Genomic DNA, 16,382 nt, shown 5'->3' with positions numbered 1-16,382 from the left:
AGCACCTCATGGTGCTTTTTTATTTAAATTGAATAGGTAATTTTTCTCCAAGATCTAATGCAACTCTTATTCGTGCTGCGATAGGAGTAAGACAACATGCACCTATCATTATTAAATCCATTTTAATGTTAGAAACGATTTTTTGAAATTCTATATAATTTTGTATGTTATGATTTAACCATAAAATTGCTACAATAAGATAAATTATAATTATAACGAAAAAAATTACATACAATATTTTTTTACTGTAAGGAGAATACAAAATAATATTATTACCAATTTTCTTTTCTTTAATTATTTGTTTCGCATATTTTAAATTATTTATTACTTTGTAGAAATGTTGATAGTCAGATTTTAAGACAGAAAAAATAGTTTGATATGAATATTTATCTTCACCTAACAAAATGTTAGCGTCACATTGGAGTAGAAATTTATTTCTAGAGCCACGTTTTTTATAACTTTCATTATAGAACTTTTCTAGCAAATCTCTTTTTTCTATGAAAGACGTTCTTTTAAGCTGTGTTCGATATGATCTTAGAAAAATAAACTTAATGATCGGTGTGATGATCGCAAGGCTAGAGATGAAGGTTAAAATAGTGCTTAGATGTGTCCACATATTACCTGTCCATTGCGAAAAATACTAATAACACCATATAGTTGATGACAAGTATCATCTTTAGATCCATCATCACATATATATTCTTGTTGAGATGTGCTGCTAGGAAGAAGCATTATTAGAGAGCCTATTTCAAATTCAAATATAAGGTCTCGATATTTTTTTTTATATATAGAAAAGAGTTTTTGAAAATATCTATTTATATGTTTTAAGAAATCTTTGCTTTCTGTTTCTGTTGTGCTATATGTATCATTTATGAAAAATGTAAATGCTGTATATTCTATCCCAATTGTGTTTGGAAATCTTGTCGCATTTAAAAATTCAATATTTCTTTTAATGTCTTTTTTAAATTCATTTCTACTGGCACTATACATTTTATATTGTTTGGTAAATTTTAAATATTCCTTATTTTCTATGATTGCAAATGGGCATTCATGCCCATTTAATTTTTGGAAAAGTGTAATGTCAGTATTTCCTTTTCGCGCTGAATCTTTTTTAAATTTTATTTTTTTCTTTTTATTTTTTCTTTTATTTCTATTTAAGGATTTTACCAAATTTAAATCTTTCCAAATTTTTTTAGTTAATTCTTCAGCTCTAACAATGATATATCCTCTGAGCTGAGTACTTGAAACAAAATCTGCTAGAGAATAGCAAACAGAAGCTGTTGTTAGATATTCTGGTCTTAAATTATTATATGGGTCATCTGTCATATAAAACTGCTCATTCCAAGTATCATGCAGACCTTTAACAAGCGCATAATGAATAGAATTAGCATTTATTATTTTGTTGGACATTTAAAAGCCTATATTGTTGTTTATTGATTAATTTTTAATTTGATTGGTAACGTAATCTAATTATTTCATAAAGTTAATAGTTAGATTTCCACTAAAGATTTTCCATAAATTTATCAGTGATATTACTTCGCCACCACACTAAATCCATCTAAACGCTTAGCCAACTCTTTCATCAAATCTTCAGTCGGCACGTTCTCCAAACTCTCAAAGCTTTTCTGTTCAAAACTTTCTTCAAGGCGAGCTACAATATCCGCATTCATAGAGCGATTCAGCTCTTTAGCAGACTCTGCAATTTTATCTTTTAGTTCTTGGGACATACGCATTTTGTATTCCACACCAAGATTTCTTCCCATTTTACAAACTCTAAAGTTTAATGATTTTTAAAATAATAGTATCCCCAGCAGGGATTGACAAGAGTTTATTATGAGAATAAATTAATTATATCCCTAGCAGGGATATAAAAACGCCCCAAACAATCTTGGCGGATCACGGGGCGAGTTATCAATCTTCATAGTGAGAAAACTGATATGAATAGTTTAACATTCAATACAACACAATTTCACCCTATACAACAAAACGATGACCAAATTTGGATCACATCATCGGAGTTAGCACGAGCTTTAGGATATTCACGTGTTGATGCAGTATCTAAAATTTATAATCGTAATTCAGATGAATTTACTTCCGATATGACAACGACCGTCAAATTGACGGTCATTAGAGCAACAGGCTCAGTTGAGATGGAGAATCGTATTTTCTCATTACGTGGGGCGCATCTCATCACATTCTTTGCCCGCACCCCAGTCGCCAAAGAATTCCGCAAATGGGTCTTGGACATACTTGACAAAGAAGTACAACCCAAAGCCAAAACTGTCATACAAGACCGAGTTCCACTTGCCGAAGCAGTTGGGCTACTGGTCAGCAAGTCTAGTTTCAATATGGTGGAAATCTACACCATGCTGCACCAACGCTTTGACGTAGAAAATGTTGAAGACATTCCACTGGAAAGTTTGCCTTACGCTGTCGAGTACGTGCATAACCTTACGGCTGTGGTCTCACAAAGTCACCAACTACAACGCCAAGACCAAAAGCAGATCCAACAACTCGTTGAGGCGGTCATTAACCAAAACTTTAAAATGATGCACGTCTGGAACGCGCTCAGATTTTTAAACATGCAGGACTATCTCAAGTACTCAAGTTTGATCGTCCGAGCAAATGAATTGGCACTAGATGTGAGCAAGCGCTACAACATGCGTGGCTCAAACAGCCAGCCACTGATTAGCAAAGATTTCCGCATCGTTAACATGTCTAACGGGGAAATCATGGATACCAATCCAAACTGGTTTAATGCACCTGCGTAAGGTTAGCGTGTTGACAAATGTCAACATGTGCATATAATTTAAACCTTAGTTTAAGGATTAAAAATGAAAAAACATCCTAATAAGCATATTCGGGAAGCCATCGAATATGCGATAGACAACGGTTGGGATGTTGTAGATACAGGCAAATCAGGGCATGCATTTTGTCGCTTAAAATGCGTGCTCGGACATGCCGAACATCAAATGAGTGTCTGGAGTACGCCTAAAGACCCAGAAACTCATGCAAAACAAATCCTTCGTAAAGTTAAACAATGCAACGGAGATGAACTATGAATACATATCACTTCACTGTAGTGGTACGTGATGCACGTTCAGATCTAGCCGATCTTGAAGACCAGTTTTTTGAAGCGGGTTGTGACGATGCATTGCTCTGTAGCTATAACGACACCATCTACCTAGAGTTTGATCGGGAAGCACCGAGCGCAGCACAAGCCATCAGATCGGCTTTAGATAACATCCGCTCACTCGGCTTTTCAGATTTGATCGTAGAGGAACAAGGCTTTTCTACACTCTCTGAAATGGCAGAACGGGCAGGCATGAGCCGACAGGCACTTTCACTGTACGCTCAAAACAAACGTGGCGATGGCAACTTTCCAAGACCCATGTATGGACTGGCATCTAAGTCGGCAATGTACTCTTGGCCAGAGGTCGCAAGCTGGTTATTTAAACAGGGCAAATTAGACAAAACACATTATGAAGTGGCGAGCACAGTGATTTAATTCTGCGCCATTTTGAGTGTAAAAAAGACTCTTTCGGGAGTCTTTTTTATGAGAGTTATTGGAGAGAGTAGTTTGTGCTGTCTATATCTTTTCTAATAGCTAGTAGCTGCTGCCTCAGCTCTTGCTTTGGCTTCGGCTATAGCACGAGCATTTGCCTCTGCTTTTGCTGCGGCTGTTGCTCTGGTCTTAGCCTCAGTCTTCGCTCTTGCTTCAGCATCAGCCTTTGCTTTGGCTTTAGCCTCAATTTCAGCATCAGCCCTTGCTTTGGCTCTAGCCTTAACGTCTGCCTCTGTAAATGCTCGGCTTTTTGCAGTGTGTAGTTCTGAATTTTCGATTGATTTGCACTTATTGCCATGCACAGCATAATTTTCTTTTAAAAAATATTTATCCACACCTACAATCAATTGAAATCTTTGATTATTAAAGAATTCATGGTTTAACTCAACAAATGCCACATAACTTTCACGTGCTCCAGTATTCATGCATAACTTAAGTAAAGATTCGTCAGAACTTTTATATTGATACGCTGGATAGACTACGGCATATCTTTCAGACTGAACTCGAAGCAATCGCTCTATATAGTTTGCTTCAGTAGCATTGCTGACCTTGATGGGTTCCATGAAGTTAATCGAAGTCGATGCTGAAAAAGCCGATGAAGTCATAAAAAATAATGATAAAAATGCAGGGATAAATTTCATAACTATAATTTTCAAGAATTTTTTGGTATTTAAACATATTTTAAAAAATCAAACGAACTTGTTTAATCGCGAATCTTAAAAGGGCTTTTGAGGGAGTCTTTTTTAATACAATTTTTCTATAATCAATTTTGCAAATATCTGAAAAAACCTTTCGGGGAATAGATTTCTAACTGACTGTTTTTATTGAGATTAGATTTTTGAATTTTGGGGTGTTTAGACACGAAAAAATGACCATAAATTTGTTGTTAAACATGGCATTAGCAGACTCTCAACGTGATATTGACATCGTAGAGGTCTCCAGTTCGAGTCTGGATATGCCTACCAATTTTTATTGCTGTAATTTTTTGTTTTTCGCAAAACTTATGTAAATTTGAATAAATAATCAATAATTTCACCAAGGATTCTGTAAGTTTTCGGCTTATTTTGTACTAACCAGAATTCTAAGGCTTTTAGTCTAGTGCAGAAGAAAATACAAATTACTGAAGATAATTACAGAATTGATTAAACACCTCTTTGTATAGCTCATCTGTAAGTTCTACTTCTTGATATGATTCCATAAACAAGCTGATTATTTTACCTGAAATTACAATCTCTAATAATTATAAATGACCAATCTGAAACTTAAAATATTTAACAGTGAATGTTTGTCCAGTCGCGAAAAGTAGATTATGGTTTATTTAATTGAGAGCAAAGGTAAAAGCTCACAAAATTGTGGGTTTTATTACCAGAAATTTAATAAACTTAACTAGGTGGTCACTTTATAAAGTAGGTAAGCTGAAAGGTGATTCACTTGTTGAGAGCATGCTCTAATAATAAAAATGATATAATCAACGGCGACAAACATTACAGTTTGTTGATTCATAATAACAATTTGGAATAACCGTATGAATAAAATAGAGAAAATAATTTTCAATCATCAACAAGATAAAATTGAAATCACTATAAAACAGCATGCAAATCAAATTTTACATTTATTTGCTGAGGTTGACTGGTTTTCGCTTAAATCTAGTGTTCGATCGAACGTAGTGTTGGTTGAAATTGAAAAAATCTATAATAACCTAAAGCAACATTTTAATAATTTAGGCCCATTAATTGAAATTGAATATCAAGGGGTAAGTAATATCTTAAAAATAAAAGATATTGAAAATATATTTCCAAATATACCTATAAAATGGGTTTAGTTATTTTATCCACCTTCGGGTGGTTTTTAAATTTCCCTTTTTGAACTGCTTATGAAATATGGAACCCCAGTAAATATACATATTTACTGGGGTTTTTAAAAAGATAATACAACTTTATTATTTTGATTTTTATTAAAAAATACTTTCTATTTGATGGTTTTTTGGTTAACTTTATTTATAGTGTTTGATAAGTGAACCCTATATGAAGATTGATTTTATTAGTGGTGTGTTTTATGGTGAGTAATATATTTTAATTCCCTATTGGAAAAATATTAAAATATCAAGTTTTTAGAAATATTATCTTTTAACTTGGCTTTATTTGGCCTAAATTTTTAGAATATAAATTGAATTTATTAAAGAAATAAAGTATTTAAATATCTATGTTGGTGTAGATATAGAGGGTATTTTAATTTTTTGATAGCAAAATATGGTTTTTTGGTGTTTTTTAATAAAAATGTGATATGGTTAACAAAAACAACAAGCATTAAAGCTTGTTTGTGAATAATAAAAATTGGAGAAAATGTATGGTAAAAATAGAAAAAGTAATCTTCATCCATCAAGAAGATGAAATTGAAATCACGATTGAAGAGCATGAAAATCAGAACTTAGATATATGTGCTGAGGTTGATTGGTATTCGCTTAGATCTAGTATTCCATTGAATGTCGTTTTGGAAGAAGTTCAAAGAATTCATAATAATTTAAAGCAACATTTCAATAATTTAGGTTCATTAATTGAAATTGAATATGAAGGCGTACAGGAAATCATAAAAATAGAAGATATTCAGGCCGCCTTTCCAAATATCCCAATAAAATGGATTTAGATGCTTTAGCCACCTTCGAGTAGTTTTTTATGCTCTATTTTCCTTAGCCGAGCGGATTGCTGCCAACATGGCTGTACTTAACTTGAAAAATTTGGTGCAGTTTCTCTTTTTTATTCCGATGTATCTAGCTTTTGCATAAGTTGATTGAATAGGGTAATCAACTTAAAAATCAGCAGTGACTAGACAGTGTAGCTTCTAAGCAAACCATTATGAATTAATTACAGCGCCACCACAGGAAAGTTATTCGAAGCTTACACAGTAGGATGTAGAGCAATAGCAGAAAAAGCTGACAGGCATGCAATGGATGTGCAGCGACTGATGGGTATTTGATAATAAGCCAGTAAAGCTCTCGATAGAGGGCTTTTACTAATCATTGACATCGCCTGATCGGTGATGACTTTTTGAGTCGTTTGAAATGAATGAATCGTAGTATTTATCTTTCAAAGATTTAAGAGCTACCTAGTATAAATTATAAATAAGGTCGCTGTATTATGAGGAAGGACGGGACGCCCTAGTAGAGTTCTGCTCTAGTCTAAAATAGTGCTCATAAACGAGATAAGATATTTGTATTTAATCTTGTATATTTGCCTCTAAAGAAGAAAATGCCAGTCAATTTCTTAACTGACTGGCATTGAGTACATGTTGGGTTAATTGGTTTCTGCTGGGGAGATGCCTACGCCTAAGTTTGCTTGACGACGTTTGGTTACAATTAGACCAGAAATCACCACCAAGATACTTAAGATGGCTGTTGAGGTAATTTCATGTACATGGTTTGGATCAAAGGCCATAATACCCAGCGCTGCAATAATAAACACAATTACTGCCCAAGTCAGGTACGGGAAACACCACATTTTCATGCTGAGAGGTTTACCCTCGGCAATTAATCTTTTGCGCATTCTGAGTTGAGAGCAAGCAATCACCAAGTACACCAACAGTGCAATTGCACCAGAGCTATCCAACAGGAAGTTAAAGACCGCTTTTGGTGCAGCATAGTTGGCGAAAGTACAAAGGAATGCAATCGCTGTTGACATCAATACTGCATACACTGGCGTGTGGCTTTTGTTGACTTGACGGGTAATAGCAGGTGCATCGCCGCGTTTGCCTAAAGAATACAACATACGAGACGCCGTATATAAAGCAGAGTTCAAGCAGCTTGTCACCGCAGTTAACACCACAATATCAACAATCAGTTTGGCATGAGGAATATGTAAAACTTGTAATACAGTTTGATATGACCCCATTTCTGCCAAGCGAGGATCATTCCAAGACACCAGGCTTACAACAATGAAAATAGACACCAGATAGAATAGACCAATACGCCAGATCACAGAGTTAGTCGCTTTGGTAATTTGGCGCTCAGGATCTTTAGATTCACTGGCTGCGATAGTGACAATTTCAGAACCCATGAAAGAAAACATGGTGGTTAATAAAGCTGCGATTACTGTGCCAAAACCATTTGGCATAAACCCGCCTTGCTCCCATAAGTGTTTGACACCATTCACTTCAGGTGCTGGCGAGAAACCAAAAATTGCTGCACAGCCAACCACAATAAAGACAATGATTGAGCCAACTTTTACCGTTGCAAGCCAGAACTCAAATTCACCGTAATTTTTTACACTAAACAAGTTAGTGACAGTCAGCGCTGCGGTAATCAGGAATGAGAGTAGCCAAACTGGCGCGCCAGGAATCCACGAGTTAATAATGGCCGCTGCGGCATTGGCTTCAAATGGAATAACCAACACCCAAAACCACCAGTATAACCAGCCAATCGTAAAACCAGCCCATTTTCCAATGGAACGGTCAGCATAAGTAGAAAATGAACCACTGTCAGGTTGTGATACTGCCATTTCGGCAAGCATACGCATCACTAAAACGACCAGTGTTCCAGCCATAAAATAGGAGAGTAGAACGGCTGGACCTGCGGAAGCAATGGCATGTCCAGAACCAACAAATAAACCAGCTCCAATAGCACCTGCAATAGATAGCATGGTGACATGGCGGTTTTTTAATCCTTGAGAGAGATTGGCTTGATTGTTATGTGCCATGAATAAAAACCTACGCAAAACGAAAGTATAAAAGCCCCATCGTAGATAAGCATAAAGCGTACCAACTTGGGCGTATTCACATGCAAGAGTTTGGTTTTTGATCTAGAAAGAGAAAAGACAATTCCATCTGTGGGGAGAGCGAGCAAACATTATTCCATAATCACCAAATCGGATAGATTTGGGTTTGCCTGTCAAAAGAATCCCTGATAAAGAATACTTTCTAATTTAAATCAACACCAGTCCTTGGCGTTTGCTGATACAGGGGGTGGCCCTATAATCAAGCAGCATTTAATAAAACATAATTGATTGGAGAACTCAATATCCTAAATTGACATCACTGATAAAAATACACAACATTTTGGTAGAAATACATATCATGCAGCTAGAAAGTATCAACCATCACACAGAATATTGTCTTAAATCCAAAGTTATTCTACATTCTTGGTTCATATTTTTAGTGCATAGTCGCATCCTGTAAATAATTGTTATATATGTTTTTGAATCACACAAATGAGATATGATCCTCATTCAGGTTTGTTGAAGCTTCCTTGAAGCAGACCGTATATTGCTTAAGCCAAGAAGCTTTTATGTCCCAATTCAAATCTATGAAAATCGTACAATCTGATTCAATTTTTTGTGTCACAAATTTTTAAATTTCAAGCTGAGTGTCATATGCAACGCAAAAAACTCTTGATATTGGTCTGCCTGTTGATATTGGTGGTTGTTACAGTCGCCTATTTTTTTGTAAAAAATAAAAATACTCAAAAAAGAAACGGCCCACCAAAAAATGCAACGTCAGTGCAAGTGTCTACAGCAAGCCAAAGCAATGTCCCTGTGATTTTATCGGCACTCGGTACAGTTACTGCAAGCCAGACGGTTTCTGTGACCAGTCTGATACAGGGCCATTTGCAGGAAGTGTATTTTAAAGAAGGTCAGTATGTACAAAAAGGTCAGTTACTGGCAAAGGTCGATACCCGTTCTTATGAAGCGACCTTGCAACAGTATCAAGGGCAGCTCGCAGAAAATCAGGCACAGTTGAACAATGCCAAACTGACATTGGCACGTTATCAGCGTTTGTATGCACAAGACTCGATTGCCAAGCAGGATTTAGACACTCAAATTGCAACTGCAGCGCAATATGAAGGGGCAATTAAAGCTGATTTGGGGCAAATTGCATCAGCCAAACTCAATATCGAATATGGACGGATTGTCGCACCAATTTCAGGTTATATCGGCATTCGTAATATTGATGTGGGTAACTTGGTCAGTACCGATTCAACCACTGCAATTGCAACCATTACTCAAACCAAGCCAATTGCTGTGGTGTTCAGCATTCCACAAACCAAACTCGATGACGTGGTTCAACCGATTCGTAATGGTGGAAAACTCATGGTGAAAGCCTATGACCAGCAAGGCAAAACGATGCTGGCAGAAGGCGAAGTACGAGTCATTAGTAACGAAATCGACTCGACTACAGGGACAGTCAAACTCAAAGCCACTTTTAATAACGACGACAATAAACTGTTCCCGAACCAGTTTGTGAATGTCAAATTGCAAACAGGCGAATTGAATAACGCGATTGTTGTGCCAAGTGCCGCGATACAAACCAGTACAGCAGGGCAATATGTGTTTGTGATTGACCAAAAATCGGTTGCACACAAAGTGATGGTCAAAGTTGGCCCGCAAACCGAAGATGGTAAAACTGCGATTCTCTCTGGAGTCAAAACAGGTCAGAAAGTTGTGACAACAGGTGTGGATTCGTTAGGCAATGGCTCTAAAGTGAATATCGTGACGGCTCAGAAAGTCGATACCAGCATTTTAGATTCCGCACCAAACAAAGGCAGACATTCTCCTAGATAAATTATGAATCCATCTCGCATATTTATTGAAAGACCGATCGCCACAATGCTCATGATGATTGCGGTGATCTTAAGTGGTCTATTGGCTTATCGAAGCCTTTCTATTTCGGCATTGCCTGAAGTCGATTATCCCGTCATTCAGGTGACGACACAGTTTCCTGGTGCAGGGCCTGAGGTCATGACCAGTGGGGTAACTGCCCCACTGGAACGGCAACTTGGGCAAATGGCAGGTTTGAACCAGATGTATTCCACCAGTTCAGGTGGCGCATCGGTGATTACCCTGAAATTTAACCTTGATACCTCGCTGGATGTTGCCGAGCAGGAAGTGCAGGCTGCCATTAATACGGCTGACTCACTCTTGCCATCGGATCTTCCCAATAAACCAACCTATAAAAAGGTTAACCCAGCGGATACCCCAATTTTGACTTTGGCAGCAACCTCAGACACCTTGCCGCTGACTAAAGTCCAAGACCTGATTAATACGCGAGTTGCACTGAAATTGTCACAAATTTCGGGTGTAGGTTTGGTGAGCCTTGCTGGTGGTCAGCAACAGGCGGTACGAATTCGTGCTAACCCTGCAGCTTTAGCCAGTCACGGACTTACTCTGGCTGATGTGAATACTGTCATTAATGCTGCCAACGTTAATGGCTCTAAAGGCGGATTTGACGGCCCTGAGCGTTCGGTTACCATTGATGCCAACGACCAGTTACAAACCGCTGATGAATATAGCAACTTGATTTTAAAATATGAAAATGGTCAGGCACTGTATTTGCACGATGTTGCAACCATTGAACAAGCGCCGCAAGATGAATATCAACAAGCTTGGGCAAATGGTCAGCCTGCGATTATTATTAATATTCAACGTCAACCAGGCACCAATGTGGTTTCTATTGTCGATACCATTAAAGCCAAGTTGCCTGAGCTTCAAGCAGGTTTGCCTGCTTCTGTAAAAATCACTACCTTGTCTGACCGTACCGATACCATCCGTGCTTCAATTTCTGATGTGCAGTTTGAGTTGATCTTGGCGATTGCCTTGGTGGTCATGGTGTCATTTTTGTTCTTGCGGACTTTTGCAACCACGCTGATTCCAAGTTTAGCCGTGCCATTGTCGATTGTGGGAACTTTTGGCGTGATGTATCTATCAGGTTTCTCGATCAATAACTTGACCTTGATGGCGCTGACGATTGCCACGGGCTTCGTGATTGATGATGCGATTGTGGTGGTGGAGAATATTCAGCGGCATATTGAGAATGGTGAAAAACCCCTGATTGCTGCATTGAAAGGTTCACAGGAAATTGGTTTTACCATCATTTCCCTGACTATTTCGCTGATTGCCGTGCTGATTCCGTTGTTATTTATGGGCGATGTCATTGGTCGTCTGTTTCGTGAGTTTTCGATTACGCTTGCAGTGTCGATTTTGGTGTCGATGTTTGTCTCGTTGACCCTGACGCCAATGCTGAGTGCATATTTGCTGAAACATATTCCTGAAGAAAAGCACAATAAACTGGCACAAGGTTTTGGGCGTGGTTTTGATAAATTGCTCAAGGTTTATGAAAAATGCCTGCTTTGGGTATTGGATCATCAACCATTGACATTATGCGTTGCGATTTTATCGCTTGTGGTGACAGCCGCCTTATATCTATGGATTCCTAAAGGATTTTTCCCCGCACAGGATACAGGCAAGATTCAGGGAATTACCCTTGCCTCACAAGATGTGTCGTATGCTGAAATGGTGAAACGTCAGCAGGAAATGGCAACCGAGCTGCAAAAAGATCCTGCCGTAGATTCGATTGCATCCATTGTTGGGGTAGATGCTGCCAATAACACCTCACTGAATATGGGGCGTTTGCAGATTAGCCTGAAAGATTTTGGTGAGCGCGATAAAGCCGATGTGGTGATTGCCCGTTTAAAAGAGCGTGCTGCGAAAATTGCAGGGATTCAACTGTATGCAATTAAAAGCCAAGACCTGAATGTCGATGATCAGGTCACACCAAGCCAGTATCAATTGACGCTAGATACTTCTATTCAGAGCGATCTGGAAAATTGGGCACCGCAATTTGTTGAGGCACTCAAAGAACGTCCTGAATTTAAAGATGTAAATACCAATTTGCAAAATCGGGCAAAAGTTGCGTATGTGCAAATCAATCGCGATGAAGCCAGTCGTTATGGACTAACCGCCAGTGATATTGATACAGCATTGTATAACGCTTTTGGTCAGCATTTAATTTCAACCATTTATACTCAAGCCAACCAGTACCGTGTGGTGCTTGAAGTCCCACCTGAATATAAACAGGATCTGTCAGCCTTTTCGCATATTTATCTGAAAGCAGCAACCAGTTCAAGCAGTTCATCATCAACATCGACCACTACGAGCATTGCCAGTTCAACCAGCACAAATAGTACGGCGAGCAGCAGTATGGTGCCGCTGAGTAACCTGATTACAGTCACTGAAAAAGAGGGTTATTTAAGTTATGCACGCCGTGACCAGACGCCAGCGGCAACGGTATCCTTTAACCTTGCTGATGGTTACTCGATTGAACAAGCACGCCAGGCAATTGATGATGTGAAGCAAAAAATCCAGATGCCAGATACGGTTAATCTGCAATATCAGGGTTCACTCGAAGCATTCAGTTCATCTAGCCAAAATACTTTATGGCTGATTCTTGCAGCCGTAATCACCATGTATATCGTACTGGGAATTTTGTACGAAAGCTGGATTCATCCAATTACAGTACTGTCGACTTTACCTTCGGCAGCAATTGGTGCATTACTGGCACTGAAACTAACAGGCACAGAATTTAGTCTGATTGCACTGATCGGGATTATTTTGCTGATCGGGATTGTGAAGAAAAATGCCATCATGTTGATTGACTTTGCGCTTGATGAGAAGCGGCAAGGGAAAAGTGCGCACGATGCGATTTATCAGGCATGTTTACTGCGCTTTCGTCCAATTTTAATGACTACCTGTGCTGCGCTACTTGGTGCAGTGCCGTTGATGCTGGCATCAGGTTCAGGAGCAGAACTGCGTCAACCTCTTGGTTTAGTGATTGTTGGTGGTCTGATTTTCAGTCAATTCCTGACTTTATTTACTACACCTGTGATTTATCTGGCGTTTGAAAAATTAACGCAACGGAAAAAATCAGGGGCAGTGTCATGAACTTGTCCAAAGTCTTTATTTTAAGACCAATAGCAACGATCTTGGTCAGTCTGGCACTGACCTTGCTTGGGGTACTGGCATTTCGTTTGTTACCTGTCGCGCCGTTACCGCAAATTGATACGCCAACGATTATGGTGCAAGCCAGTCTTGCAGGAGCAAGCCCTGAAACCATGGCAGCGACTGTCGCTACTCCGCTTGAACGTGCTATGGGGCAGATTGCAGGAATTACTGAACTCACCTCGACCAGTGGTCAGGGTTCAACCAATGTTGTTGTGCAGTTCGACTTAAACCGTGATATTGATGGCGCAGCGCGAGATGTGCAGGCAGCAATCAATGCGGCACGCAGTTTGTTGCCAAGCAGTATGAAAACTTTGCCGACCTATCGTAAGGCAAATCCTTCTGATGCACCGATTTTAATGTTGGCATTGACCTCAGACACCTTAAACCGTGGGCAGTTATATGACTTGGCTTCAAGTCAGTTACAGCAGAAAATTGCACAGGTGCAGGGTGTTGGACAGGTATCTATTCGCGGTGGTGCTTTGCCTGCGGTGCGGATTAATCTGGATCCCAAACAGCTCACCAGTTATGGCATTAGTTTAGATACAGTACGCGCAGCAGTAGATCACGCCACGACGAATTCTCCGCGAGGTTTGCTCAGTGGGAATCACTATACGTGGTGGATTGATGCCAATGGGCAGCTCACCAAAGCCAAAGATTATCAAAACCTGATTGTGGCTTACCGTAATGGTGCGGCTGTACGTCTGCACGATGTGGCATCGGTGACGGATTCGATTCAGGATATTTATTCGGCAGGTTATTTTAATAATCAACCCTCAGTTTCGATTGCGGTGACGCGTCAGGCTGGCGCGAACATGCTGGAAACCATTGACTCGATTAAAGCGTTGATTCCTGTGCTGAATGAAATGTTGCCTAAAGGCACACAAATTACTTTAGCAATTGACCGTTCATTGAATATTCGTAGTGCCTTGCATGAAACTGAACGAACACTGATTATTGCCATCTTATTGGTAATTTCAGTGGTATTTATTTTCCTGCGTAAAGGTCATGCTTTGCTGATTCCCGCGATTACCTTGCCGATTTCAATTGTCAGTACTTTTGCTGCCATGTACGCTTTGGGTTATAGCCTCGATGCACTGTCAATGATGGCGTTGATTGTCGCCACGGGATTCGTGGTCGATGATGCGATTGTGGTGCTGGAAAATATTAGTCGTCATATTGAAGATGGCATGAATCCGATGGATGCTGCACTGAAAGGTAGCAAGGAAGTGGGATTTACGGTCTTGTCGATGACAGCATCTTTGATTGCGGTGTTTATTCCATTACTGTTGATGGGTGGCGTGCTAGGGCGTTTGTTTCGTGAATTTTCCGTGACCTTATCGGTAGCGTTGCTCATTTCTATGTTTGTTTCTTTAACGCTGACGCCGATGTTGTGTTCGCGTTTGTTAAAGAAAGAAACAGGTGAGGAAAAAGAAAACCGTGTCATGGCATGGATGGGTAAAGGTTTAGACAAATTGCATGCGAGTTATGTCAGTAGTCTTGCGGTCGTGATGAAGCATAAGCGTCTGACCATGGTTACGTTATTGCTGACTGTGATCGGTAATGTCTATCTGTATAGAGCTGTGGAAAAAGGCTTATTCCCTGATCAGGATAATGGCATGCTGATGGGGCAATTACGTGCCGATCAAGCCACCAGTTTCCAGTCGCTTGAACCGCGGCTGAAAGCGATAAGCCATATGCTGCAAAAAGATAAAGACATTCAATATGTGATTGCTTCAACGGGTGGTGGTGGTTTTGGTGCTCGTAATACGGCAAATTTCTATATTCGCCTCAAAGATGAAGGTCAACGTACACAAACAGCCATGCAAATTGCCAATCGTATCAGTATGAAAACTCGCCACATGGCAGGGGCATCGTTATTTTTAATGCCAGCTCAGGATTTACGTGTTGGCGGACGTAGTGCCAATGCTACTTATCAGTACAGTTTGCAAAGTGATAATTTGCAAACATTGCGCGAGTGGAGCCCGAAAGCTTATGCGACCTTGAAACAGTTACCTGAACTGACCAGTGTCGATAGTGATGCACAGTCAGGCGGTTTGGACGTCAAAGTGGTGATTGATCGCGCTGTAGCACAGCGTTATGGTTTAAATGTCAATGAAATTGATACCTTTTTAAATAACGCATTTAGTCAGCGTCAAATTGCAACTCAATATCAAATGCTGAACCAGTATTACAGCATTATTGGTTTAAATAACAATTACATTCAAAACCCTGAAGTCTTAAAGCAATTGTATGTACTGACCAGTAATAATCAGTCGATTCCGATTTCAGCCTTTGCGCATCTGGAATATACCACTGCACCATTATCGGTTGCCCATCAAAGTCAGATGGCAACGACCACGATTGCCTTTAACTTGGCAAATGGAGTGTCTTTACAGCAAGCCAAAGCCGCGATTGAACAAGCGATGGTGAAAATCGGAATGCCTGATTCGATTCATGGCAGCTTGCAAGGGACAGCACAGGTGTTTGAAACTTTGGTTAAACAAATGCCGTGGCTGATTTTGGCGGCTTTGGCCACCATTTATATTTTGCTGGGTATGCTGTATGAAAGCTGGATTCATCCAGTCACGATCTTGTCGACCTTGCCATCGGCAGGAGTCGGCGCACTAGTTCTGATGATGCTCACAGGCACGCAGCTCACAGTGATTGCATTGATCGGGATTTTACTGCTGATCGGGATCGTGAAGAAAAATGCAATCTTGATGATTGATTTTGCTTTAACCGCAGAAAAACAGCAGCAGCTTTCGCCCGAGCAAGCGATCGTCAAAGCCTGTGATAAGCGTTTCCGTCCTATCTTGATGACCACTTTGGCTGCATTTTTTGGTGCATTGCCACTGATTGTACAGACAGGTTCAAGTTCATTACTGCATCGCCCATTGGGAATTGCCATTTGTGGTGGTTTGGTATTTAGCCAGTTATTAACCTTGTATACAACGCCTGTGGTGTATGTGTATTTAGATCGTTTTGGTTCATGGGTGAAATCGTTCTGGAAACGTCCGAATTCATCGCAAGTGCCCCTGAATGATGAGCATTGA

At 39.6% G+C, this 16,382-nt stretch carries 13 protein-coding genes; 8 read left to right on the top strand and 5 right to left on the bottom strand.

Annotated elements, in window-relative coordinates; genetic code table 11:
• Positions 1-19: 19 nt before the first annotated feature.
• From F975_RS09955 to F975_RS09945, 3 genes are all read right to left on the bottom strand, one after another.
• Complete coding sequence (locus F975_RS09955; RefSeq protein ID WP_004752856.1) at positions 20-616, bottom strand: hypothetical protein; 597 nt, start codon at positions 614-616, stop codon at positions 20-22.
• Positions 601-1,410 carry a hypothetical protein gene (locus F975_RS09950; RefSeq protein ID WP_004752855.1) on the bottom strand — a complete coding sequence of 270 codons (810 nt, stop codon included), beginning with the start codon at positions 1,408-1,410 and terminating at the stop codon, positions 601-603. The genes F975_RS09955 and F975_RS09950 overlap by 16 nt, the downstream gene beginning before the upstream one ends.
• Before the next feature lie 122 nt (positions 1,411-1,532).
• The gene (locus F975_RS09945) at positions 1,533-1,763 is read right to left on the bottom strand and encodes an Arc family DNA-binding protein (RefSeq protein WP_004752852.1); all 231 of its coding nucleotides are present in this window, start codon (positions 1,761-1,763) and stop codon (positions 1,533-1,535) included.
• Between the two features lie 174 nt (positions 1,764-1,937).
• On the opposite strand from F975_RS09945, the gene F975_RS09940 reads away from it, so the two are divergent.
• The 3 genes from F975_RS09940 (at position 1,938) to F975_RS09930 (ending at position 3,508) form a co-directional block, all read left to right on the top strand.
• The gene (locus F975_RS09940; protein WP_004752851.1) at positions 1,938-2,771 is read left to right on the top strand and encodes a BRO-N domain-containing protein; all 834 of its coding nucleotides are present in this window, start codon (positions 1,938-1,940) and stop codon (positions 2,769-2,771) included.
• A 63-nt stretch (positions 2,772-2,834) separates the two neighbouring features.
• Positions 2,835-3,062 carry a hypothetical protein gene (locus tag F975_RS09935; protein ID WP_004752848.1) on the top strand — a complete coding sequence of 76 codons (228 nt, stop codon included), beginning with the start codon at positions 2,835-2,837 and terminating at the stop codon, positions 3,060-3,062.
• Positions 3,059-3,508 carry a hypothetical protein gene (locus F975_RS09930; protein WP_004752847.1) on the top strand — a complete coding sequence of 150 codons (450 nt, stop codon included), beginning with the start codon at positions 3,059-3,061 and terminating at the stop codon, positions 3,506-3,508. The genes F975_RS09935 and F975_RS09930 overlap by 4 nt, the downstream gene beginning before the upstream one ends.
• Positions 3,509-3,600: 92 nt before the next feature.
• On the opposite strand, the gene F975_RS15720 is transcribed toward F975_RS09930, so the two are convergent.
• A complete protein-coding gene (locus F975_RS15720) occupies positions 3,601-4,206 on the bottom strand; it encodes a hypothetical protein (protein ID WP_004752846.1) in 606 nt (201 codons plus the stop codon).
• A gap of 884 nt (positions 4,207-5,090) precedes the next feature.
• Here F975_RS15720 and F975_RS09920 point away from each other — a divergent pair.
• Both F975_RS09920 and F975_RS09915 read left to right on the top strand, forming a co-directional pair.
• The gene (locus F975_RS09920; protein WP_004752844.1) at positions 5,091-5,387 is read left to right on the top strand and encodes a hypothetical protein; all 297 of its coding nucleotides are present in this window, start codon (positions 5,091-5,093) and stop codon (positions 5,385-5,387) included.
• Positions 5,388-5,911: 524 nt separating this feature from the next.
• Positions 5,912-6,208, top strand: coding sequence for a hypothetical protein (locus tag F975_RS09915; RefSeq protein WP_004752842.1), 297 nt, complete (start codon positions 5,912-5,914; stop codon positions 6,206-6,208).
• 647 nt (positions 6,209-6,855) lie between these two features.
• On the opposite strand, the gene gabP is transcribed toward F975_RS09915, so the two are convergent.
• A complete protein-coding gene (gabP, locus tag F975_RS09910; RefSeq protein WP_004752840.1) occupies positions 6,856-8,253 on the bottom strand; it encodes a GABA permease in 1,398 nt (465 codons plus the stop codon).
• Positions 8,254-9,051: 798 nt separating this feature from the next.
• On the opposite strand from gabP, the gene F975_RS09905 reads away from it, so the two are divergent.
• The 3 genes from F975_RS09905 to F975_RS09895 are packed head-to-tail and all read left to right on the top strand — an operon-like array spanning position 9,052 to position 16,382.
• On the top strand, positions 9,052-10,113 hold the full coding sequence (locus F975_RS09905) for an efflux RND transporter periplasmic adaptor subunit (protein WP_228127417.1): 1,062 nt from the start codon (positions 9,052-9,054) through the stop codon (positions 10,111-10,113).
• A gap of 3 nt (positions 10,114-10,116) precedes the next feature.
• Entirely contained in the window at positions 10,117-13,269 is a 3,153-nt protein-coding gene (locus tag F975_RS09900) for an efflux RND transporter permease subunit (RefSeq protein ID WP_034425936.1), read from the top strand.
• Positions 13,266-16,382 carry an efflux RND transporter permease subunit gene (locus tag F975_RS09895; protein ID WP_004752834.1) on the top strand — a complete coding sequence of 1,039 codons (3,117 nt, stop codon included), beginning with the start codon at positions 13,266-13,268 and terminating at the stop codon, positions 16,380-16,382. The genes F975_RS09900 and F975_RS09895 overlap by 4 nt, the downstream gene beginning before the upstream one ends.

This window comes from Acinetobacter brisouisimilis, from assembly GCF_000368265.1.
In the GTDB taxonomy this organism is placed as follows: domain Bacteria; phylum Pseudomonadota; class Gammaproteobacteria; order Pseudomonadales; family Moraxellaceae; genus Acinetobacter.
Note: the sequence above shows the minus strand (reverse complement) of the source record. Positions and strands in the feature narration are given on the sequence as shown.

What these genes read in the sequence shown, in the direction of transcription:
- F975_RS09955 (WP_004752856.1), bottom strand. Translation starts at nt 616, where the DNA reads ATGTGGACACATCTAAGCACTATTTTAACCTTCATCTCTAGCCTTGCG.
- F975_RS09950 (WP_004752855.1), bottom strand. Translation starts at nt 1,410, where the DNA reads ATGTCCAACAAAATAATAAATGCTAATTCTATTCATTATGCGCTTGTT.
- F975_RS09945 (WP_004752852.1), bottom strand. Translation starts at nt 1,763, where the DNA reads ATGGGAAGAAATCTTGGTGTGGAATACAAAATGCGTATGTCCCAAGAA.
- F975_RS09940 (WP_004752851.1), top strand. Translation starts at nt 1,938, where the DNA reads ATGAATAGTTTAACATTCAATACAACACAATTTCACCCTATACAACAA.
- F975_RS09935 (WP_004752848.1), top strand. Translation starts at nt 2,835, where the DNA reads ATGAAAAAACATCCTAATAAGCATATTCGGGAAGCCATCGAATATGCG.
- F975_RS09930 (WP_004752847.1), top strand. Translation starts at nt 3,059, where the DNA reads ATGAATACATATCACTTCACTGTAGTGGTACGTGATGCACGTTCAGAT.
- F975_RS15720 (WP_004752846.1), bottom strand. Translation starts at nt 4,206, where the DNA reads ATGAAATTTATCCCTGCATTTTTATCATTATTTTTTATGACTTCATCG.
- F975_RS09920 (WP_004752844.1), top strand. Translation starts at nt 5,091, where the DNA reads ATGAATAAAATAGAGAAAATAATTTTCAATCATCAACAAGATAAAATT.
- F975_RS09915 (WP_004752842.1), top strand. Translation starts at nt 5,912, where the DNA reads ATGGTAAAAATAGAAAAAGTAATCTTCATCCATCAAGAAGATGAAATT.
- gabP (WP_004752840.1), bottom strand. Translation starts at nt 8,253, where the DNA reads ATGGCACATAACAATCAAGCCAATCTCTCTCAAGGATTAAAAAACCGC.
- F975_RS09900 (WP_034425936.1), top strand. Translation starts at nt 10,117, where the DNA reads ATGAATCCATCTCGCATATTTATTGAAAGACCGATCGCCACAATGCTC.
- F975_RS09895 (WP_004752834.1), top strand. Translation starts at nt 13,266, where the DNA reads ATGAACTTGTCCAAAGTCTTTATTTTAAGACCAATAGCAACGATCTTG.